Origin of the sequence: Paramesorhizobium endophyticum (assembly GCF_014640615.1) — a bacterium.
GTDB lineage: Bacteria > Pseudomonadota > Alphaproteobacteria > Rhizobiales > Rhizobiaceae > Paramesorhizobium > Paramesorhizobium endophyticum.
The window spans coordinates 82,356-104,606 of record NZ_BMHH01000008.1 but is presented as its reverse complement, the minus strand read 5'-3'; the positions used below and the strand labels follow the sequence as shown (position 1 = coordinate 104,606).

Genomic DNA, 22,251 nt, shown 5'->3' with positions numbered 1-22,251 from the left:
TTAATTAGGTTTGTTCTCAGGGCGGGGTGTAATTCCCCACCGGCGGTATCTGGCGTGATCCAGGAGCCCGCGAGCGCTTCCATAGATTGTGATGGAAGGTCAGCAGATCCGGTGAAATGCCGGAGCCGACGGTTAAAGTCCGGATGGAAGAGGACAATGTTTGTGAAACTGCTCGTGTGCGAGCAGTCCGGACTTGTACGCCCAAGGGATAAATAGCGGCCGCATTTGCCGCAGTTTGCGCCGAAATTGGCTACCCTTGAAAGGCATTGCAATGGAACTCTCGAAAATTGAAGATGCAGTCTCCGCACTGGCGGGTGGCGGTATGATTTTGGTCGTCGATGACGAGGATCGCGAAAATGAGGGCGACGTTATCGTTGCATCGGAAATGATAACGCCAGAAGCGATTGCCTTCATGATGAAGCATGCCAGGGGACTTATCTGCGTGGCGATGGAAGGGAATCGCCTCGATCAACTCGATATCCCGCTGATGTTGCCGCAGAATACCGAATTTCACAAAACGGCGTTCACCGTGTCTGTTGATTATCTTCCGGGAACCACGACTGGAATCTCGGCATCGGACAGAGCCGCGACAGTCCGGGCATTGTTGGACCCTCGCGCACGTCCAGAAGATTTCGCGCGGCCAGGGCACATCTTTCCCTTGCGTGCCCACCCTGACGGCGTTCGCGGTCGCCGGGGGCACACGGAGGCAGCGGTGGACCTCACACGTCTAGCCGGAAAATCAGCATCAGGGGTTATTTGTGAAGTTGCCAATGATGACGGTTCTATGGCACGGCTTCCGGAACTCATGGTTTTTGCCGAACTGCACCATCTTCCACTGATAACAATCAAAGACCTTAACCACTATCTCGAAGAGCGACAGGTGGTCAGCGCGGTGCAGGCTGCTTAGTGTCCGTCAAAAGAGTTGAGTGATTTTCAGGGCCGCCCGTCAAGGCGGTGTAATTTCGGCCGTCATGATCAGGCAGCCTGTTCCAAGTCTTTGTTTTAGCCACGATCTTCCTAAAAGCCAGCAGCTTTTAGGGATCATGCTCCCGCGCCCGGTTCGTCCGCAGGGGTTCGTCCCGTCAAAACGGGAAGTGTCGCACGGACATTTCATTGCAATTGACTGATAATCCTAAGAAAATCAGGCGTCGCTTCAGGCTGTCCAGCTACGCTCCAGAACGCCGATCCAGTTTTCATGCGCTATCTTGGCGACTTCCTGCTGATTGAAGCCATGAGCGCGCAGGGCCTCGATCAGCTTCGGCAGGCCCGCAGCATCTCCGAGTGCCTGTGGGATAGTGGTTCCGTCGAAATCGGACCCGAACGCCACATGGTCGACGCCGACCCGCTCCGCAACATAGACGATATGGCGAACAAGCAAATCGAGGCCGGTGTCGGGGTTCCGCACCCCGTCGTCGCGCAGGAACAGAACGCCGAAATTGATGCCAACGAGCCCACCCGTATCGCGGATCGCGTCGAGCTGCCGATCTATGAGGTTGCGGCTATGGGGGCACAGCGCGTGGACGTTGGAATGGGATGCGACGAGCGGCGCCTTCGATAATTTGGCGATATCCCAGAAGCCTTGCTCGTTCATGTGCGAAAGATCGACCATGACGCCCAGCTCATTGCAAGCGCGGATCAGATCCTTGCCCGCTTCGCTGAGCCCTCCGCCAATATCCGGCGTTGAAGGAAAACGGAAAGGCACGCCATAGGCGAAGACGTTCGGACGGCTCCAGACCGGTCCAAGTGTCCGTAATCCGGCTTGATGCAGGATATAGAGCGCATCCAGATCAGCGGAGATCGCCTCTGCGCCTTCGATATGGAAAACAGCTGCGAAACGCCCATTCTCGATCGAGCTACGGATATCGTCTGCTGTGCGGCATATTTTGACCGCGCCATCGGATTGCGCCTCAATGTCGAAGAGAATGCGCGCCATCGCTAGCGTTTCGTTGAGCGCATCCTGCTGACCCGGCGTCGGAAAATCGCCGTTTGCGTCTTTCTCCCTTGATGGCGAAGGCACGAAGATGGCGCAAAGGCCACCTGCAAGACCACCTTTGCGCGCCCGTGGAAGATCAATATGCCCGGAAGCTTCACCCTCAATAAAGGACTTGACCGGTGCGCCCGCACCCTGCCGAAGCCGCAGAAGAATGTCATTATGGCCGTCGAACACGGGAACCAGAGAGGCATCGGTCATAGCAAAATCCTTGTAGAGACTTGGCGTGAGGCTATCTCATCCACCGGTAGGCATGGACGGATCGGGACGCAAATGCAAACCGCGCATAACCCAAGCGAAAATTGGAATTGGGCGTATGCCGGGCTCGCTGTTAAAACCAGCTCGAAAATACAATTGCGATAAAACGCGACCGGCTTCGCATCTTGCGGACCCGGACATATCGCCGGCAGAGCGAAAGGGGAATATACATGGTATCCAGACGTCAGTTTCTCATTGGCGGGGCAACGCTGCCCTTCCTGTCCTATCTCGATCTCGCGACGACGGCATTCGCCGGCACGCCGAAGGATATCCTCGTCGTTGGCCAGCAGCTTGATAATATGACGAGCCTCGATCCGCATGAGAGCTTCGAGGCCGTGGGCAGCGAAGTCTGCAACAATATGTATCAGCGCCTGGTTCATCCAAGCCTCGCCAATCCGGATCAGGTGGAAGGCGGGGTCGCGGTGTCATGGGAGGCCGATGCTGGCGGCAAGATTTTCACCTTCAAGATCAATCCGGATGCAAAATTCGCCAGCGGCGCGCCGGTCACCGCGCAAGACGCTGCCTTCTCGTTGCAGCGCGCGATCCGGATGAACAAGGGACCGGCTTTCATCATCGGGCAGTTTGGTCTCACACCGGAAAATGTCGAGAAGGCTGTCTTGGCCACCGACCCCTCCACCCTGACCATTACGCTGGACAAGGTGACTTCGCTTCCCTTCCTGCTCTACTGCCTGTCCGCCAGCGTGGCCAGCATCGTGGAAAAGAAAATTGTTCTGGAAAACGCTTCGGGCGACGATCTCGGCAATGGATGGCTGCAGAAGAACAGCGCCGGTTCGGGCGAATGGGTTCTGGTATCCTGGAAGCCGAGCGAAAGTATCATCCTGAACGTCAATCCGAATGGCGCCTACAAGGGCAATGTGAAGCGTATTCTGTTGCGTCACATGGCTGATCCATCCTCGCAGCTTCTCATGCTTCAGAAGGGCGATATTGATATTGCCCGCAATCTCACGACCGAGCAGCTCCGCGTGCTGGACGGTGACGAAAATTACAATCTGGTGCGCAAGGGCGTCGGCGGTCTCATGCTGGTGTCGCTGAACCAGAGCGTCGAAGTCCTGGCGAAGCCAAAAGTCTGGGAAGCCATCAAATGGGCCATCGATTATGAGGGTATCCAGAAGAACATCGTTCCGTTGAATTACAAGGTTCATCAGACGCTCGTTCCCGAAGGCTTCCCCGCGGCCCTGAACGAGAATCCGTTCAAGAGGGACCCTGCCAAAGCCAAGGCTCTGCTTGCGGAAGCCGGTGTGCCTGAGGGCTTCACCATCAAGATGGACCACTATTCGGCTCAGCCGAGCCCTGATATAGCGCAGGCTATCCAGGCCAACCTTGCCGAGATCGGCATAAAGGTCGAGCTGCTTGCCGCGGAAAACCGCCAGGTTCTCACCAAGATGCGCGCACGCCAGCACCAGATGGCGTTGACCGTCTGGGGCTCCGATTATTTTGATCCGAACACCAATGTCGATGTTTTCTGTAACAACGCTGACAATTCAGACGATGCCAAAACGAAGCCGTTTGCATGGCGCTCGCATTTCCAGAACGAGGAGTTCGCCCGCCAGTCAGTTGCTGCCCGTGACGAGCAGGATCCGGCGAAGCGCGTGAAGCTGTATGAGGATTTGCAGCGCGAATTCATGAACAACAGCCCGTTCGCCATCATGATGCAGAAGTTCGAAACTGCGGCCTGCCGTAAGGATGTGACGGGTATGCGGATTGGCGTTCTGTCGGACTCCCATTCCTATGCCGGGATCGCCAAGGCGTGAACGCTAAACTCAAGAATCTGACCGGCGTACTGAGCAGCGTGGTGATCACGCTGCTCGGGCTTATGGTCATCACCTTCATGATCGGTCGTGTCATGCCGGTCGATCCGGTCATTGCTGCCGTGGGTGACAATGCGCCTGAAGCCGTCATCCAGCGCGTGCGCGCTGAGATGGGGCTGGATCAGCCGCTTGTCATGCAATTCCTGCATTATATCTGGCAGGTGTTGCACGGCGATTTCGGCAATTCGATCCTGACCCGCAATCCGGTGACGCAAGACATCGCGCGCTATTTTCCTGCGACGCTCGAACTGGCGACGGCGGCGTTGATCATCGCCGCAGTCATCGGCATTCCGCTCGGCGTTTGGGCGGCTGTCCGGCAAGGCACGGCGACCGATCAGACGATCCGCGTCATCTGCCTTGCGGGCCATTCCGTTCCCATCTTCATGCTGTCGCTGGTCTCGCTTCTGGTCTTCTATGCAACACTCGGCATTGCGCCGGGGCCGGGGCGTCAGGACATTATTTATGAAGGCATGATCCCGCATGTGACCGGGCTTCTCACCATCGACTCTCTCATCGAGGGCGACTGGGGCGCTTTCCGGGACGCGGTCTATCATATGATCCAGCCGGTGCTGATCCTCGCTTATTTCAGCATGGCCTATATCACCCGCATGACACGCGCCTTCATGCTCGATGCGCTGAAAGGCGAGTTCGTGATTACCGCCCGAGCCAAGGGCCTGTCGATTACCTCCGTCATCTGGAAGCACGCTTTTCCGACCGTCGCCGTTCAACTCGTCACGGTGCTGGCGCTTACTTATGCCGGTCTGCTCGAAGGTGCGGTGGTGACGGAAACGGTCTTCAGCTGGCCGGGCCTTGGCCAATATCTGACGGTGTCACTGATGAATGCCGACATGAACCCGGTCGTAGGCGCGACGCTGCTCATCGGCGTCATCTATGTCGGGCTCAACCTGCTCGCCGATATTCTCTATAAAATCCTGGATCCGCGTGTGCGATGATTTCTGCTCGCTTTCATAACTGGGCGCTCGACGAAGCTCCCGCATCGCGCAGGCAGGCTGCGTGGGGCAACCGTTACCGCATCTGGTTGAGCCTCAAGGGCAATCCGCTCGGCATGATCGGCCTGTCGATCATCCTCATGTTTATCCTGCTCTCCCTGCTTGCCCCCTGGCTGTCGACGCATGATCCGGCCGCACAGGATCTGGCAAACCGGCTCGCGCGCCCAAGCGCGGCCCACTGGCTTGGCACGGACGAACTTGGCCGCGACATCTATTCGCGGGTGCTTTATGGCGGTCGCGTTACGCTCGGCATGGTCATTGCGGTTGTCGTGCTTGTCGCGCCAATCGGGCTGGCAATCGGCTGCATTGCCGGCTATTTCGGTGGTATCGTCGATACGGCTCTGATGCGCGTCACCGACATTTTCCTCGCTTTCCCGCGCCTCGTGCTCGCGCTCGCCTTCGTCGCCGCGCTGAAACCGGGCGTCGAAAGCGCCGTTCTTGCCATCGCGCTGACCGCGTGGCCGCCCTATGCAAGATTGGCGCGCGCCGAAACACTGACCGTTCGCGGCAGCGACTTCATTGCCGCTTACCGGTTGACCGGCGGGTCCGCCTGGAGAATCATCGCGCGGCATATCACCCCGCTCTGTGTGCCGAGCCTGATTGTCCGCGTCACGCTCGATATGAGCGCAATCATCATCACGGCCGCCAGTCTCGGCTTTCTCGGTATGGGCGCCCAGCCGCCTTCGCCGGAGTGGGGCGCGATGATCGCCACCGCCAAGCGGTTCATCTTCGAGCAATGGTGGGTCGCCACAATTCCCGGCATTGCGATCTTCCTGGTGTCGCTGGCCTTCAACTTCCTTGGCGACGCCTTGCGCGACGTCCTCGATCCTAGGGAAAGCTGATGCTGGTCGAAATTGACAATCTGCGCGTCGGCTTCAAGACGCGTACCGGCTTTGCCCCGGCCGTCCGGGGCGTATCCTTACAGCTTGGTACGGAAAAACTCGGCATCGTCGGAGAGAGCGGCTCCGGCAAAAGCCTGACTGCCCGCGCATTGATGAAACTTCTGCCCCGGCAGGCTAAAATCGAGGCAGATACGCTTGCCTTCGATGGGATCGATGTTCTTTCGGCGACCGAAAAGCAAATGCGCCAGATCCGCGGAAAGCGGGCAGGTTTTATCCTTCAGGATCCAAAATATTCGCTCAATCCGGTGAAGACGATTGGCGCCCAGGTAGCCGAATCCTGGAGGACCCATAAGGGCGGTAGCCGCCGCGAGGCCAACGCCGTTGCTGTCAGTCTGCTGGAGCAGGTGAAAATTCGAAATCCCAAAGCGGTTGCCGCATCCTATCCGCACGAGGTTTCAGGTGGCATGGGCCAGCGCGTCATGATTGCCATGATGCTCGCTCCCGATCCGGACCTGTTGATCGCCGACGAGCCCACGAGCGCTCTCGATGCCACAGTCCAGGCAGAAATTCTGCGGCTGATCGAGGAACTAGTGACCGAACGCGGCATGGGTCTCCTGCTCATCAGCCATGATCTGCCGCTGGTCTCGCATTTTTGTGACCGCGTCGCTGTGATGTATGCGGGCAGGGTGGTGGAAGAACTCAAAGCTTCGGAACTGTTGTCGGCAAAGCACCCTTACACACGCGGTCTGCTGAACTGCATGCCATCCCTTAGCCGCCCAAGAGATCGGCTGCCCGTTCTCAACCGTGACCCGGAGTGGCTGAAATGACGATCGAGATCGACAATCTGCGCATCCGGTTCGGTGACTGCGAGGTCGTCAAAGGTGTTTCCTTTCGGGTTGCGGAAGGTGGCAGTTTTGGCATCGTCGGGGAAAGCGGTTCGGGCAAATCGACGGTGCTGCGCGCTATGGCCGGACTCAATCAAATGTGGGACGGCCGGATCATTTTTTCCGGAGAAGCGGCGGCGCTGAAACGGCCGCCAAGCTTCTTCCGCAAGGTGCAAATGGTTTTCCAGGATCCCTATGGCTCGCTGCACCCGCGCCAGATGATTGACCGCATTCTCAGCGAGTTGCCGCTCGTGCATCGGATGGATCGCATCGATGAACGCATCGCCAAGGCGCTCTCCGACGTGGCGTTGCCGCAAAGCGCACGTTTCCGCTATCCGCATCAGCTTTCGGGCGGCCAGCGCCAGCGCGTCGCAATCGCCCGCGCGCTGATCGCCGAGCCCGAGATTCTGCTGCTTGATGAGCCTACAAGCGCCCTCGACGTATCGGTTCAGGCGGAAATCCTGAACCTTCTTGCCGATCTTCGGACCGAGCGGAAGCTGACCTATGTGATGGTCAGCCATAATCTCGGTGTTATCGCCCATCTGTGCACCGGTATCGGGGTGATGATCGACGGCAAGATGGTGGAACAGGTGAGCGTCGAAGACCTCAGGCGCGGAAACGTCACGCACCCGCATACGCAGGAACTGCGCCGGCTCAGCATCGAATTCGAGGAGCCGGAACCGGCTTAAAGGCTACCATTCAAAAGGTCACGCATGTCCAAGATGCCGAACTGGGCGGCAGCGCAGTCGTCCTCAACCAGCTTCACTCAAAACTGGGAATCCGGTCAGCCGGGAGGCGCTGTGATCGGCTTCGATGCAGGTGGTATCCGGTTTGCCGAGGCAGGCGGCGTGGAAAGCCTTGCGACGCTTGCGCCTTTTACTGCGGGCAGCGTCGTGCGATACGCGTCGGTCACCAAGCATGCATTCTGCGCCATGGTGCTTGCCCATCCAGATCTGGTGCGTCTTGAGGATCCGCTTGGAGCCCATCTGCAGGAGTTGCGGGAGCCGCTCGCCGGCGTCACCGTGGGACGCGCGCTCGACATGAGCGGTGGCCTGCCCGACACGCGCGAATGCCTGTCGCTTCTCGGCCTCTCCGTCTATACTGAAACGAAGGCAGGTCCGCTCCTCGAATTTCTCGCCCGGCAGACGCGGCTGAATTATGAACCAGGTTCGGAAGTCTCCTATTCCAACACCGGCTACCGCCTTGTCGAGGCCGCATTCGAGCGCAACGGCGTGTTCTTCCGCGCTTTCGTGCGGCAACTTGGCGATCAGGCGAGCGCGATCTTCGATGCCCCGGAGGACTGGAACGACGCCGTCGCCGGCCTCGTGCCGGGATATTGGCATGACGGCAAGAAATGGCAGCTTTCGGCTGCGGGGCTGCATATTTCAGCATCGGGCAGCATGACGGGCAGCGCGGAAAGCCTCGCGAACTGGCTGATGGCTCTTCTCAATGGCCAAGGTTTCTTCTCTAACCTTCTCGATTTGCTGTCGGCGCAAAGGCGGCTTGGCGATGAACGTCCGAGCGGCTATGGGCTTGGCTTGCGCCGGACGATCCTCGGCGACCGTGTCCTGACCGGCCACGGAGGGTCTCATCCGGGCTACAAGACCTACTTCCTGCTCGATCCGGAAACGAAGAGCGGCTTCGTGGTCGTCTCGAACCGGGAGGATACCAATGGGTTCAAGATCGCTCTAGAAGCTATGGCGGCGCTCACCGGATTGCCGCTACCACGCCCGTCAACGGCACTGAAAGACGGCGTCTATGTTGCGGAGACCGGTCCATGGTGGATCTCGGTTTCCGGCAGCACGGTCACCTATCTTGATGCCGACGAAACGGTCTATGAAGAAGAAGGAGGTTGGGTTTCCTCACGCTCCGCCTCGTCACCCATGCGCCTCAGGATGGACGGCGAGGTAATCATCGGGGAAATCGGTCATGCCCCGCGCCGGTTGGTGCCGGCGGTTGATGAACACGTTGCCGCATCTCTTTCAGGCATTTGGAAATCGCCCGAAGGCGCATGCTTAGAGGTCGAGGGTGACAAGGTTGTCATGGGTGTCGGACCGGTGCGTCATCATATGCCGCTTCGTGGGCTTGGTGGCGGTCGCTATCTCTTCATCCTGAAGGACGGTCCCTGGACCAAGCGTGTATGCCTGCACCGCCTTGGCGAAAATCATCTCGAACTTGTGCTCAGCCGGGCGAGAATGATGGAATATCGCCGCACAGGCTGATTGCATTCCCGATGCGTTCGGGCCAAGGAAGAGAAGCTCGGAGCGTGTGACCTCAAACATGTTCAGGGCACATCGTTCCGATGGGATACAGCTGGAAATAGCCCGTTTATTGTCGCGAAACCTTGATGAGAGATTGATCTGGCTTTCAGCGTCTCTCCTGAAACTGGACGGTTTTTGCCGATAAGCGCTCCAAGCCGTATCTGTCATGTGGCCTGATGGCCAGTTTCTTTCTGGAGCATCAATTGGAAGTCAAATGGCTTGAGGATTTCCTGGCACTGGCGCGAACGCTGAATTTCTCCAAGGCAGCCGAAGAACGCCATGTCACGCAGTCTGCATTCAGCCGGCGCATCCGGCAGATGGAAAGCTGGATCGGGACGAGCGTTATCGACCGCGCCACCTATCCCTCGCGATTAACCGTTGCCGGCGAACGTTTCGTGCCTGTGGCCGAGCAAACCTTGCAAGCCCTCTATCAGGCGCGCCGCAATCTCCAGCACGAGGATGGGACGGACGCACGCACGGTCACGCTGGCGGCCCTGCACACCCTTTCCTTCACGTTCTTTCCCGATTGGCTCAATGAGGTTAACGCGCGCATCGGTCCTATCGTATCGCATCTGAGGCCGGATTCCGGCAGCATGGAAGAAAATCTCAATTCTCTCGTCGATGGCGAATCGGATTTCCTGTTGACCTATCAGCATGCACATGTGCCGATGCTTCTCGATCCGCAGTTCGAGCATCATACGCTCGGCTACGAAACCATCCTTCCCGTGAGCGCGCCGGACGCCGATGGCGCGCCCTTGCATCAAATCGAGCCTGGTTTTGCCCATGTGAGCTACCAAAAAAACTCCTTTTTCGGGCATTTGATCACTGGCGCCTTCGCAGATCGCTTGCCCCAGGAAAACCGTGTGCATGTGGGCAGCATGTCGGTAGGCCTGAAAGGCATGGTGAGTTCCGGCTGGGGCCTTGCCTGGATTCCGGAGAGTCTCGTCAGGGACGAACTGGCGGACGGAAGACTGGTGCGCGTCGCTAGGCTAGACTGGGACATTGAAGTCGAAATCCGGCTCTATCGCTCCCGGGAAAACCGCCGGCCGATCGTCGGTCGAATCTGGTCTCTGCTCGGCGAGAGCTGATGCCAGTGCAAGTCAGATTGCGGTCTGGCGGGCATTGTCCATATAGAGTTTGCGAAGCCGCTTGAACATCGGACCCGGCACACCGTCGCCAACGGGCACCCCATCGATATTGGTGATCGGTACAATGAAATTGGAAGCGCTCGTCAGGCATGCTTCACGCGCGGCCTTGGCCTCGTCCACAGAGAAAGGCCGCTCCTCGATCGTCAGTCCCTCGTCATTGGCAAGTTGCAGAATGGCGAGGCGGGTACAGCCCGGCAATGTGGCGGAGCTGTTCGCACGCGTTATGATCCGGTCGTCACGCGTGATGATGTAGGCCGTCGAAGATGCTCCCTCGGTTACCATGCCGTCCTCGACCAGCCACGCTTCATCGAACCCTTCCGCCTTGGCCGCGCGTTTTGCGAGCACCTGTGGCAACAGACAGACTGACTTGATGTCGCGCCGCTCCCAGCGCTGATCGGGCATCGTCTTGACCCGCACACCCTTTTCCACTGCTGCGACGTGTTCCAACGTCCTGGCCTGCGTGAACAGGAGCAAAGTCGGCTCCAAATTATCCGAATAAAGGAAATTCCGGTCTTCGGCGCCGCGCGTATATTGAAGGTATACGACGCCTTCCACGAGGCCGTTTTTCTGGACAAGTGTCTTTTCGATAGCGACGATTTCGTCCGTCGTGATCGGCAGGTGTCCGTCGATTTCACGCACGCTTCGTTCAAGTCTCGTCATGTGTAAAGGGCTGTCAATAAGTTTGCCTTCAAGAACAGCCGTCACCTCATAGATACCGTCACCGAACAGGAAGCCACGGTCGAAAATCGACAGACGCGCCTCGTTCTCTGGCAAGAAAGCACCGTTGAGATAGACAGTGCGGATTGTCCTGGCAGGCATGGAAACTCCGTATGGATATGAAAATGCGAAAAGCGGTCAGCGCCTGCGAATGGCCTGAAGGGGGAGGGCTTCGACAGTCGACGGTTCGCCGATGCTGGCGTTAAAGCCTTGGGTTGTCGTTGCCATGGACAGCGAATTCAGGATCGCTTCTTCCGTGGCCTCGATTGCAGCCTCAAAAAGCGGCGAGACGAGCTCGTTGGGCAGCGCCGGAATATGGCTTAGATCATTGCGCCGATCCGGGGTCCTCCGCACCGTTTCTGCCGTGGAAAAGGCCAGCGCATAGTCGCCGGAACCATTGCTCAATGCGGCTCCAGTCCGGGCAAGCCCACCGAAAGCGCGCTGCGCGAGCCTTTCCAGATTTCGCGGGCAAAGCGGAGCGTTGGTCGCGAGGATGATGATAATGGAGCCGTCTTTATCATGCTCGGCCATTGCATCGTATGCGTGGCCCGCGATCATCAGCTGTCCGCCATAATTGGATTGGACAAGCACACCCAGCGTGTAGGTCGCGCCACCAATCGAGACTATGCGCGAACTCGTGCCGATTCCGCCCTTGAAACCGAAGGCAACCGTGCCTGTTCCGGCGCCGACAGCACCCTCTTCGACCGGCCCTTCTTGAGCCGCGTCGATTGCCGAGAGACATTCATCGACGCTCGGCCAGGCGGCACGAATGTCATTGAGGCGTGAATCATTGGTTTCGCCGACCACCGCATTCAGTGAGACCACGCGCTCATTGCCGGGCTGGGCCAGCGTATGGCGGATGATCGCCTCGATGCCGCGTCCGACCGCGAGCGTATTGGTCAGAATAATCGGTGTCTCGATCTCGCCAAGTTCAGCGATTTGGGTCGCACCAGCAAATTTTCCAAACCCATTGAACACGGAAAGACCGGCGGGAACCTTGTCTTGGAAGAGATTGCCGCCATGCGGCACGATCACTGTTGCGCCCGTACGTGTCCGTTCACCCTCTCGACACGTGACGTGCCCAACACGAACGCCTGCCACATCCGTAATGGCATTCATGGGGCCCGGTTCGAAATAACCTGGCTCAAGGCCGAGCGCGCGCACTCTTGCGCGGTCATTTTGCGTCATCGAATAGTATCCCTTTGACTTGCGGGCATGTTACTTCGGCCAGCCGTTCAAAGGCACAACAAAAACGGAATAGTTTCAGACCGAGTTTGCAAGGCTGGCGAACCCAAAGCCGACCTCGGTCGAGGAGAGGACCGTCGGCAAACTCGTATATGACTAGATATTTGCCGACTCGTAAGAAAACGATAATTGCTGTAGATCAAAGGTGATCGCGTGGAATAGTCTGGTTCCACTCGCGGGTTGTGACTGCTTCACCATTTTCCTTGGCTGTCAAAACGCCGGAGATGTAGAAGTTTTCAGCATCGGAGCGCATCTTCGTCGTGCTTTCGATATCGATCATCCAGCCTTCGCGTCCCATTTGATAGGCTTGCGTCAGGAGATAGGATGCCGAAAGCGGATCATTGTCATTGATGCGCAGTTCACGCTTGAGGCTGTGGCTCAACTGTGTGCCGATATCGTCAAAGCGCAAAATGCCTTCGCCAAACAGACCGCCTATGCCTTCCGTGACATAGAGCGTTTCGCCAGTAACGTGATCCTGTTCGGTCCAGCGGCGCACGCTGCCCGGATCAAGCTGGGTAAGCGGCGTTGCCGGACCATGGGCAGGCTTCTGGAAGGCCACCTTTGCATCATCGGCGGAGCCTGGACGAACGGGCAGATCGAGAACCGACGAAGCGGTGTCGAGCGTCAGGGTCACGCGCTTGGGCGAAGGCCAAACCATCGGCCAGTAGCAGGATGCAACTGACAGGCGGATGCGATGACCTTTTTTGAAGCTGTAACCACTATCGTTGAGCTTGATCGCGATTTCATAGGTCTTCCCTGGCACAAGCATTTCCGGCTTGTCATGGCCGTTGATGTGGTTGAGGTTGAAAACCTGATAGCTGACGCGGGTGACGCGGCCATCCGGCAGGATGTCACTCAGACGCAGCGAGACCTGTGCAACAGGCTGATCGACAGTGAATTTCAGACGCGCGACCGGCGCGCCCAGAATGTCGAGATCGTCGGCCAGAACTGCGGTGTCGAAGTTAAGTGAACCGCCATCGTCAAGACGTTGATCTGTTGGGTGTTCGCCGTGGCAACCCGTCGCCATCCATTCGCCACCAGCCTTGCCGTGGCTGTTTGGCGAGGAGATCGACAGCACGCCCCTGGCTGCATCGGCTTTGCCGAGCGTGAAGTCACTGCCAAGCACGAAAGGCTTGAGAGCGATTTCGGTCGATGGCCAGTTCTTTTCGCCAACCCAGCGGCCATTGGTAAAGTCGCGCGTGCCGGTCGGCTCGATGGTGTCGCAGACATAGGCGCGAAGCTTCGGCTCATCCATGATCCCGGTATCGATGCCCTTCAGCCAATGATCCCACCAGCGCACTGCCTCCTGAAGGAAACCGATCGCTGGGCCCGGAACGCCATCCTGTGGATAGACATGACCCCAGGGGCCGATAATGCCGCGTGCAGGAACCTGAAGGTTTTCAAGCAGACGCGGAACCGCATTGGTGTAGCTGTCGGCCCATGCGCCAATGGCCAGAACCGGGCACTGAATCGCAGACCAGTCTTCGCGCACCGAACCGTGCTTCCAATATTCGTCGTAATGCTGATGTTCCAGCCAGAGGGCAGGGAAGAATGGCAGGCGTTCCAGGCGTTCAATCCATGAACCGCGCCAGCCGGCGCCGACGATCGCGGGATCGAGCGGACGTGACTGGAAGGCGAGCATGATCGTGCCCCACCACAGATTGTCATTGAGCAGCAGCCCACCCATGTAATGAATGTCGTCACGGAAGCGGTCGTCGGTCGAATAGGCGGTGATGATCGCTTTCAATGCAGGCGGACGGCAGGCTGCGACCTGAAGGCTGTTGAAGCCGCCCCAGCTCTTGCCCATCATGCCGACATTGCCGCTGCACCATGGCTGGGCGGCAATCCAGGCGATGACTTCCAGCGCATCGTCCTGTTCCTGTTGGATGTATTCATCCGCCATATGGCCGTCGGATTCACCCGTGCCGCGCATGTCAACACGGATGGCGGCATAACCATTCTGCGCGAAGTAACCATGCATTGGCTCGTCGCGGCCACGGGTGCCATCGCGTTTGCGGTATGGGATATATTCGAGCACCGCAGGAACGGGGGTTTCCTCAGCATTTTCAGGCAGCCACAGGCGCGCACCAAGGCGGGCGCCATCCTCGAGTGTGATCCACAAATGCTCGGTGACGTTTACGGTCATGATCAGTTCCAATTTCAATAAAGAAGAGCCGGTGCGGCATTGGCGCCGCAGCGGTAGTTTTAACTGACGGTACGCGCTTTCAGGATGTCGTCCAGCCAGCCGCGGCGCAGCTCCGGAACGGATGTGATGAGTTGCTCCGTATAAGGCTGATAAGGCGGTTCGAAGATTTCCTTGGTGGCGCCGGTTTCGACCACATTGCCCCTCTGCATCACCATGGTGCGGTCGGCGAGCCGGCGCACCACGCCAAGGTCATGGGTGATGAAGAGATATGACACCTGCAATTCGTCCTGCAATTTGTGCAAGAGCTTGAGAATATCCTCAGCCACCAGGGGATCGAGCGCCGAGGTGACCTCATCGCAGATGATAAGATCAGGCTTCGCGGCCAGCGCGCGCGCGATACACACACGCTGCTTTTGACCGCCAGAAAGCTCACCCGGCAGGCGGCCAGCAAAGTCTGCTGGCAGACCGATCAGTTCAAGCAGGCGCTTCACTTCGCTCTCGCGCTGATCCTCATTCATACCGAAATAGAACTTCATCGGACGACCGATGATTTCGCCAACGGTCTGGCGTGGGTTCAGCGCCACGTCAGGAAGCTGGTAGACGAGTTGAATACGTCGCAGTTCCTCGCGGCTTCGCTTTTTGTAGCTTGCTTCCAGCCGTTGTCCGGCCAGATTGATGATGCCGCTCGAATGGGGCGGCAGGCCGGCAATAATACGCGCAAGCGTCGATTTACCGGAGCCGGATTCCCCCACCACCGCAAGTGTCTCGCCGCGACGGATGTAACATCCCACATCGGTCAGAACGAGCTTCCTGCCATAATAAGCAGTCACGTTCTTCACTTCGAGGAGGATTTCACCGGTCTTGGGCTCGGCCTGTTCGTCCGAAATACTGGCTTTACGCTCGGAAACCAGCCGGCGGGTATAGTCCTGCTTCGGCGCTTCGAGAATTTTTTCCGCAGAGCCAAGCTCGACCATCTTGCCATGACGCAGAACCATGATGCGGTCGGCGATCTGGGCAACGACGGCAAGGTCGTGCGTGATATAGAGAGCGGCTGTGTTGTAACGCTGGATGAGGCTGCGAAGCAGTGCGAGCACTTCTATCTGGGTCGTCACGTCAAGCGCCGTCGTTGGCTCGTCCAGCACCAGAATGTCCGGGCGGCACGACATGGCCATGGCGACCATGGCGCGCTGTAACTGACCGCCAGAAACCTGATGCGGATAGCGATCGCCAAAGGTATCAGCATCTGGAAGTTGCAATGTGTGCAGCAGTTCCAGCATCCAGATCCTGGCTTCCGCCTTGGTCATGAGGCCGTGATAGAGCGGGCCTTCCATGATCTGATCGCCAATGCGATGCGCCGGATTAAACGCCGCCGCCGCACTTTGCGCCACATAGGCGATGCGGGCGCCGCGCGCCTTTTCCCGGGTTTCGCGGGTGCCTTCCATCAGGGAAATATCGTCAACGACGATGGCGCCTTCAACGATCTTGCAGCCGCCACGGCCATAGCCCATGGCGGCCAGGCCGATGGTGGACTTTCCAGCGCCCGACTCGCCGATGAGGCCAAGTACTTCGCCGCGCTTCAGCCTCACATCAATCGTGTCGACGAGCGTCGCGCCGTTTGGCGCTTTGACGACAAGGCCAGAGATTGAAAGAACGATATCCTTGCTCATCGATCCGCTCCCTGCGTGGCCGTGCGTCCGGCCAGAAGCCAGTCCACGACGAGGTTGACGCCAACCGTGAGGATGGCGATCGCAGCCGCAGGGAACAGCGGCGCGTAAAGGCCGTAAAGAATAGCCTGCTGGTTATCTTTCACCATCCCGCCCCAGTCTGCAAAAGGAGGCTGGATGCCGAGGCCGAGGAATGACAGGCCGGCGACGAAGAGGAAGGTGAAGCAGAAACGCAGGCCAAATTCCGCGATCAGCGGCGACAGCGTGTTAGGCAGGATTTCACGCCAGATCAGCCAGCCAAGACCTTCGCCGCGAAGACGCGCGGTTTCGGCATATTCCAGCACATTGACGCCCTGCGCCACGATACGCGCCAAACGGAAGACGCGTGTGGAATCAAGCAATGCGATGGTGATTATCAGAACCGGCAGCGAGGAACCAAGCGCTTGCAGGATGACGAGTGCGGAAATGAGCACCGGAATGCACATGACGGTATCGACAATACGCGACAGGACCGTATCGACCCAGCCGCCGAAAATGGCGGCAAGGAAGCCGAGCGGCACGCCAACGCTGAACGAAAGCAGCGATGCCGCAAGCGAAACGCCGATGGACATCTGCGCGCCGAAGAGAAGGCGCGAGAGCATATCACGGCCATTTTGATCAAGACCGAACCAGAACTGTGCGGATGGCAGATCAAACGGAGCGCCGACGATTTCTTCCTGACCATAGGGCGCGATCAACGGGCCGAACAGAAACATCAGCAGAAAGATCGTAACGATGGCGAGACCGACCCACGCCGTCAGGGGGATGGATTTTTTCATTGTCTTCATCGGGGGTGCCTCAGGCGCGGATTGAGCGTGATGGCAGCGACATCAGCGATGATATTGAGAATGACATAGGCCGCGCCGAAAAGGAGGGCCGCAGCTTGTACGAGCGGAAGGTCACGCTTGGAAACGGCGTCAACCATGAAACGGCCAAGGCCGTTATAGTTGAAGACGGCTTCGACAAGCACCACGCCGGTGATGAGGTAAGCGATATTGAACGCCACCACATTGACGATTGGCGCAGCCGCGTTTGGCAGTGCGTGCCTGGTCACGACGCGCTTGGTGCGCAGACCCTTGAGATATGCCGTTTCCACATAGGCCTGATCCATGACCGACAGAACGGCGGTGCGCGTCATGCGCATCACCTGCGCAACCGTGACGAGAACCAACGTCAGCGCGGGCAGGGCCATCGCCTGCAGCCAATCAAGGAAGGACATGCCTTCATAGGTGTCGGCAAGGCTCGGCAGCAGGTTGAAGCGGATTGACAGAAACAGGATCAGCAACAGGCCGAGGAAATATTCAGGCAGCGAAACGAAAGCGAGCGCCACGACGTTCACAACCCGGTCAAACAGGCCGCCGCGCTTCACGGCCGTGACGAGACCAAGAATGATGGCGATTGGAACGCTGATGACGGCAGCCAGCGCAGCCAGCGCCATCGTGTTCCAGAAACGTGGCCACACGAGATCGGCAACCGGCTGCTGATTGGCAAGCGAGGCGCCAAGGTCGCCGGTCACGAAACCGGCAAGCCACGAGAAATAACGCACCAGAAGCGGTTGATCGAGACCAAGGCTCGCGCGCAAGGTGGCAAGCGCTTCAGGCGTTGCATTCTGGCCGAGGATTGCGGAGGCAACGTCACCTGGCAGGATCTGCGTGCCGGCGAAAATCAACGCCGACACGAGGAGAAGCGTGAGGGCCCCGAGCCCTACACGCTTAAGGATAAGAACGAGCATTATGCATCCAGCCAGACTTTTTCGGCGAGACGCGCACCCATGAGGTTGAACATGGGATGGGTGGTGACGCCCTTCACTTTCTTGGACGTGGCATCGAGATAATCACCGAACATCGGGATCAGCGCCCCGCCATCATTGCTGATCAGCGCCTGCAGTTCAGCATAGACTTCCTTCCGCTTCGCCTGATCCAGCATTCCGCGGGCTTCGAGCAGCTTGGCGTCGAAATCAGCATTTTTCCAATGGGTGTCGTTCTGCGAGGCGGTCGATGCATAGGCAACCGACAGCGCCAGATCGGCAGTCGGACGGCCACCGCGATACGACATGCAGAACGGAGCCTTCATCCAGACATTGTCCCAGTAGCCGTCAGCCGGCTCACGCTTGATGTTGAGATCGATACCGGACTTTGCAGCAGCGGTGCGGAAGATAGCAGCCGCATCGACAGCGCCGGTGAAGGCTGCGTCAGAAGCGGCGAGCTGGATTGAAAGCGTATCGAGACCTGCCTGCTTGAGGTAGAATTTCGCCTTTTCAGGATCATAAGCGCGCTGCGGCAGTTCTGCATTGAAGAACGGGTCCGAGCTTGGGATCGGGTTGTCGTTGCCCAGGCGTCCATAGCCACGCAGGGCAGTCTTGAGCAGTTGCTCACGGTCGATTGCGTATTTGACGGCCAGACGGACATTGTTGTCGGTGAATGGCGCTTGCGTGCAATCCATCAGGAACGAGAAGTGCTGGCCACTCGCCGACTGGACGATGTTGAGGTTCGGATTGCGCTTCAAGAGATCGACGGTCTTGAAGTCGAGCTGGTTGATGGCGTGAACCTGACCGGACATCATCGCGTTGGTGCGGGCAGAAACGTCATTGATGACGATGACTTCAACCGCATCGACCCAGGCCGTGTCTGGCTTCCAGTAGCTTTCATTGCGGGTGAAGCGGGCGCGAACGCCCGGCTGGAAACGCTCAAATACGAAAGGCCCGGTGCCAACAGGCTTGTTGAAATCGGTCCAGTCCTTTGGAACCACGAGGAAGTGGTAGTCGGAAAGGATGTAAGGCAGATCGGCATTGCCGCTCTTCAGCGTGATCTTGACCTTGTCATTGCCGTCCTTGGTCACATCGGCAAATTCTGCAGCGAGCGCACGCGCAGCCGACGCGGTTTCACCGCGATGCAGGTTGATCGAGTAGATGATGTCGTCAGCGTCCAGCGTCTTGCCGTTGTGGAAAGTTACGCCCTGACGGACCTTGAAGTTCCACTCCTTGGCGTCGGCGGACGGTTCCCAGCTTTCGAATAGCTCAGGGATAGCCTTGTTGCTGGCGTCGATTTCCACGAGGCCGTTCATCAGCATGTAAGCCTGATTAACCGGCACCCAATCCTTAAGAAGGCGTGGGTCGAAATTGTCGGTGGTGCTGCCGCCGCCGATCCCGAGCTTGAGAACCCCGCCTTTCTTTGGCGCGCTGTCTCCCGCAGCGGCTGCCGGCGAGGTGATCAGGCCGCTCGTGCCGGTAACGGCAACAAGGCCAAGGCCTGCGGCGCCCGCCACGAACGTACGGCGTGTGAGGTTGAAATCGTTTTTACGGTCAGTCATGCGTTACCCCTATTGAAGTCTTATCTTGCATTTAACGCATAGCTAAATCGATTTTGTCGGTTGGACCAGCCCTCGCACTCCCCTTTTCAAGGGTCCAGAGGCATTCCTGATATGACTTTTATGCATGCCCCCATGCGAAATGGATATCTTGGTTTTTGCGCGAACAGGAATAAAGGACCACTCCACAGTGATCTGCGGAGACGTATTCTTTCCTAAAAAGAAATGGCTTCTGCGATTGAATTCTTGCTGATCGTGGAGATCAAAATGGGCTTGCCGGATATTGTTGGCTTGTTGGGCGCGGTGTTTTATCTTTCTGCTTATGCCCTGATCCAGCTGCGCATTTACACGGTGGACGATTCCATCATCACTGTGCTCAATATCCTTGGCGGGGTAGCGTTGATCTATTCACTTTCGTGGAACTTCAATCTGGGTTCGATCATCACGCAAATCGCGTGGCTTGCCTTTACAATCATTGGTTATGTGCGTTTCCGCGTGATGGGTCGCCGCCGCGCCGCGACGGCGCCTGCCGAATAAGCCTCATTGCTTCTATGTGATCACGTCTGCGCCATTGCTGGTGATCAGCCAGTCGGACACTTCGCGCACAATTTTGCGTTGATGGCGGTCGGCTGGCCGCATCAGATAGAAATAGGCGTCAGATCGCATCATATGGTCGTGTACGGGCACAAGTGTTCCGGCGGCGAGCTGTTCTTTGATGAGCCAGGTCCAGCCCAGCGTAATGCCTATCCCCTGGATGGCAGCGGAGACACACAAGCCGTAGTCCCCAAGACGCCACTCCAAAGCGCCCGGAGGAGGGGAGAGGCGGGCATCCTGCCACCATTCCGGCCAGCCTTGCCATTCCCGCATTGTGTCTTCTATCGAGAGGAAAACCGGCCTTTCTTGCTCCATGATATTTGGGGTGCCGGGGGCCGAAACCGGAACAACCTCTTCACGTGCGAGCACTGTCAGGTTTACCCCAATAGGGCGCTCCTTGCGGTAGAAAAGTGCGAGGTCAAATTCGTCCAGGCGTAAATGCGCGACATCGTCGGTAACGCGCAGCCGAATTTCGATGCCGGGAATTTCCGCTTTGAGCATCCCGACGCGCGACAGAAGCCATTGATCGGCAATTCCCCGCGAGCAGGCGATGGTGATCTGCCTCGGGCCCGTCCATGCGCGCAGACCGTCAGTTACTGCAGTCAAATCGCCGAGCAAACGGCTCACGTCGGACGCGTAGCTTTCGCCCATCGTGGTCAGATGAACACCGGCGGGCAGGCGGTTGAAAAGCTTCGAGCCGATAAAGGCTTCCAGTTTGCCAATCTGTCGGCTCACTGCGCTCTGGGTCAGGCCAAGCTCCAGACCAGCGCGCGAAAAACTGCCAAGCCGCGCGGCGCTATCGAACACAACGAGCGCATTGAGCGGCGGCATCGATTGGCGTCCACCTGCCATAAAAATCTCCAAAAGAATGGGCTGTGGTTAATGCGATCTATCCCGATCTGCAAGATGGACCAATGTTTGCAAATACATCAATTTCTGATTTTCTTACATTTTGGAAAGAAACATGACGCTGCCGTTGCAGTGGAACTGTTCAAAATCCAAGGTCGTGCGGGTAGAACTCGACGAATGCAGAGCCAGAGCCAATATTAGGCAAACCCTAAGGACGGCGTTGGAGGGATGCGGTGCTCCTATGGCGTTTCAGCCGTCCAGCGGCTATCGTCGGGCGTCTGGGTGATTTCAATTCTTCCGCAGGCCAGAACTGGTGTCGAAGAGATGGATCGCCTCCGGGTTTGGCCGGACGTGAATCCTCTCACCCACATCGATCCGCATGTGGCGGGGAAATTCCACGGTCAACATGCGTGCCTCGCCTATTTCCACATAACCATAAGTTTGGCTACCCAGCCGTTCGGCAACAGCAAGTTCGCCGCTGAACCATGCATCCTCCTTCGGACAGATGGCAAGGTCTTCCGGCCGGATGCCAAGGATGGCTTCCCCGGCGGAAATAGGTCGCCCGGATTTGCCTGTCAAAGGTATGGTGCGCTCCCTCATGCGTATCGCATTGCTGCTACCATCCGTTACGAGCGTGACGGGTATGGTATTCATTGTCGGGCTGCCAATGAAGCAGGCGACAAAAAGGCTTTCCGGTTGATGATAAAGCTCAAGCGGTTGTCCGATCTGCTCGATCGTGCCTGCATTCAGGACGACGATACGGTCTGCCAGCGTCATCGCTTCCACTTGGTCATGCGTGACATAAATGGTTGTCGCCTTCATACGATGATGCAGTTTGGCGATTTCCAGGCGCATTTCGACGCGCAATGCCGCATCAAGATTGGAAAGGGGTTCGTCGAATAGGAAGGCGCAGGGTTCGCGCACAATCGCCCGCCCCATGGCGACGCGCTGGCGCTGCCCGCCGGAAAGCTGGGCAGGTTTCCGATCCAGAAACGGCTGGATTTTGAGCATCTCCGCAGCGTACGAAACGCGGCGGTCGATTATGCCCTCCGCCGTACCTCGCATCTTCAGACCGAAGGCCATGTTCTCCCGCACGCTCATGTGCGGATAAAGCGCATAGTCCTGGAAGACCATGGCAATGTCGCGGTCGGATGGCGGCAACGCGTTGGCCACCTTTCCACCAATTTCGAGAACTCCACCGGAAATCTCCTCAAGACCTGCAATCATGCGCAAAAGGGTGGACTTGCCACAGCCGGAAGGTCCGACAAGGACCAGAAACTCGCCGCTTGCAATGCTTATATTCACGTCGTGGACGACTTGTAGCGAGCTGTAAGTTTTCCGGATCTGCTTCAAGTGGATTGCCGTCACGATTTCTTCCTCCCAAAGGCCGGCTGGTCTCTTGACGTTTAGTATCGTTATCAATATCGATAATGATAATAGTGACAATTGGCAACTCCGCGAACGGATTG

Annotated in this window: 19 protein-coding genes and 1 riboswitch; of the genes, 9 read left to right on the top strand and 10 right to left on the bottom strand. The window is 57.9% G+C overall.

Going from position 1 to position 22,251, the window contains the following annotated elements; translation table 11 throughout:
- Positions 1–8 precede the first annotated feature (8 nt).
- Positions 9–159: riboswitch (FMN riboswitch) on the top strand.
- Positions 160–271: 112 nt separating this feature from the next.
- Positions 272–907 carry a 3,4-dihydroxy-2-butanone-4-phosphate synthase gene (ribB, locus tag IEX53_RS11705; protein ID WP_188824346.1) on the top strand — a complete coding sequence of 212 codons (636 nt, stop codon included), beginning with the start codon at positions 272–274 and terminating at the stop codon, positions 905–907.
- A gap of 246 nt (positions 908–1,153) precedes the next feature.
- Here the strand turns inward: ribB and IEX53_RS11700 are convergent, their stop codons facing one another.
- Positions 1,154–2,191: a dipeptidase gene (locus IEX53_RS11700; RefSeq protein WP_188824345.1), complete on the bottom strand. Its 1,038-nt coding sequence runs from the start codon at positions 2,189–2,191 to the stop codon at positions 1,154–1,156.
- A gap of 227 nt (positions 2,192–2,418) precedes the next feature.
- Here IEX53_RS11700 and IEX53_RS11695 point away from each other — a divergent pair, with 227 nt between their 5' ends.
- The 7 genes from IEX53_RS11695 (at position 2,419) to IEX53_RS11665 (ending at position 10,162) form a co-directional block, all read left to right on the top strand.
- Positions 2,419–4,020, top strand: a complete 1,602-nt coding sequence (locus IEX53_RS11695; RefSeq protein WP_188824344.1) for an ABC transporter substrate-binding protein — start codon at positions 2,419–2,421, stop codon at positions 4,018–4,020.
- A complete protein-coding gene (locus IEX53_RS11690; protein WP_188824343.1) occupies positions 4,017–5,030 on the top strand; it encodes an ABC transporter permease in 1,014 nt (337 codons plus the stop codon). The genes IEX53_RS11695 and IEX53_RS11690 overlap by 4 nt, the downstream gene beginning before the upstream one ends.
- Complete coding sequence (locus IEX53_RS11685) at positions 5,027–5,929, top strand: ABC transporter permease (RefSeq protein ID WP_188824342.1); 903 nt, start codon at positions 5,027–5,029, stop codon at positions 5,927–5,929. Before IEX53_RS11690 ends, IEX53_RS11685 begins: the two co-directional genes overlap by 4 nt.
- Positions 5,929–6,756, top strand: a complete 828-nt coding sequence (locus IEX53_RS11680; RefSeq protein ID WP_188824341.1) for an ABC transporter ATP-binding protein — start codon at positions 5,929–5,931, stop codon at positions 6,754–6,756. Before IEX53_RS11685 ends, IEX53_RS11680 begins: the two co-directional genes overlap by 1 nt.
- Positions 6,753–7,502 (top strand): ABC transporter ATP-binding protein, encoded by a 750-nt coding sequence (locus IEX53_RS11675; RefSeq protein WP_188824340.1) that lies wholly within the window; start codon positions 6,753–6,755, stop codon positions 7,500–7,502. The genes IEX53_RS11680 and IEX53_RS11675 overlap by 4 nt, the downstream gene beginning before the upstream one ends.
- A 24-nt stretch (positions 7,503–7,526) precedes the next feature.
- Positions 7,527–9,035, top strand: coding sequence for a serine hydrolase domain-containing protein (locus tag IEX53_RS11670; protein ID WP_188824339.1), 1,509 nt, complete (start codon positions 7,527–7,529; stop codon positions 9,033–9,035).
- Positions 9,036–9,277: 242 nt separating this feature from the next.
- Positions 9,278–10,162: a LysR substrate-binding domain-containing protein gene (locus IEX53_RS11665; protein ID WP_188824448.1), complete on the top strand. Its 885-nt coding sequence runs from the start codon at positions 9,278–9,280 to the stop codon at positions 10,160–10,162.
- Between the two features lie 12 nt (positions 10,163–10,174).
- Here the strand turns inward: IEX53_RS11665 and IEX53_RS11660 are convergent, their stop codons facing one another.
- The 7 genes from IEX53_RS11660 to IEX53_RS11630 form a co-directional block, all read right to left on the bottom strand.
- Positions 10,175–11,041, bottom strand: coding sequence for a D-amino-acid transaminase (locus tag IEX53_RS11660; protein WP_188824338.1), 867 nt, complete (start codon positions 11,039–11,041; stop codon positions 10,175–10,177).
- 36 nt (positions 11,042–11,077) lie between these two features.
- A complete protein-coding gene (locus IEX53_RS11655) occupies positions 11,078–12,127 on the bottom strand; it encodes a P1 family peptidase (protein WP_188824337.1) in 1,050 nt (349 codons plus the stop codon).
- A gap of 196 nt (positions 12,128–12,323) precedes the next feature.
- Entirely contained in the window at positions 12,324–14,330 is a 2,007-nt protein-coding gene (locus tag IEX53_RS11650; RefSeq protein WP_188824336.1) for a CocE/NonD family hydrolase, read from the bottom strand.
- 59 nt (positions 14,331–14,389) lie between these two features.
- Complete coding sequence (locus tag IEX53_RS11645; protein WP_188824335.1) at positions 14,390–15,997, bottom strand: ABC transporter ATP-binding protein; 1,608 nt, start codon at positions 15,995–15,997, stop codon at positions 14,390–14,392.
- A complete protein-coding gene (locus IEX53_RS11640) occupies positions 15,994–16,821 on the bottom strand; it encodes an ABC transporter permease (protein ID WP_188824334.1) in 828 nt (275 codons plus the stop codon). The genes IEX53_RS11645 and IEX53_RS11640 overlap by 4 nt, the downstream gene beginning before the upstream one ends.
- Positions 16,818–17,765 (bottom strand): ABC transporter permease, encoded by a 948-nt coding sequence (locus IEX53_RS11635; protein WP_188824333.1) that lies wholly within the window; start codon positions 17,763–17,765, stop codon positions 16,818–16,820. The genes IEX53_RS11640 and IEX53_RS11635 overlap by 4 nt, the downstream gene beginning before the upstream one ends.
- On the bottom strand, positions 17,765–19,342 hold the full coding sequence (locus IEX53_RS11630) for an ABC transporter substrate-binding protein (protein ID WP_188824332.1): 1,578 nt from the start codon (positions 19,340–19,342) through the stop codon (positions 17,765–17,767). Before IEX53_RS11630 ends, IEX53_RS11635 begins: the two co-directional genes overlap by 1 nt.
- A 222-nt stretch (positions 19,343–19,564) precedes the next feature.
- Between IEX53_RS11630 and IEX53_RS11625 the strand changes: the two genes are divergently transcribed.
- A complete protein-coding gene (locus IEX53_RS11625) occupies positions 19,565–19,876 on the top strand; it encodes a CBU_0592 family membrane protein (RefSeq protein WP_236016155.1) in 312 nt (103 codons plus the stop codon).
- Between the two features lie 12 nt (positions 19,877–19,888).
- On the opposite strand, the gene IEX53_RS11620 is transcribed toward IEX53_RS11625, so the two are convergent.
- Together IEX53_RS11620 and IEX53_RS11615 are read right to left on the bottom strand one after the other, a co-directional pair.
- Positions 19,889–20,785 carry a LysR substrate-binding domain-containing protein gene (locus IEX53_RS11620; RefSeq protein ID WP_188824331.1) on the bottom strand — a complete coding sequence of 299 codons (897 nt, stop codon included), beginning with the start codon at positions 20,783–20,785 and terminating at the stop codon, positions 19,889–19,891.
- Between the two features lie 285 nt (positions 20,786–21,070).
- A complete protein-coding gene (locus IEX53_RS11615; RefSeq protein WP_188824330.1) occupies positions 21,071–22,150 on the bottom strand; it encodes an ABC transporter ATP-binding protein in 1,080 nt (359 codons plus the stop codon).
- Positions 22,151–22,251 lie beyond the last annotated feature (101 nt).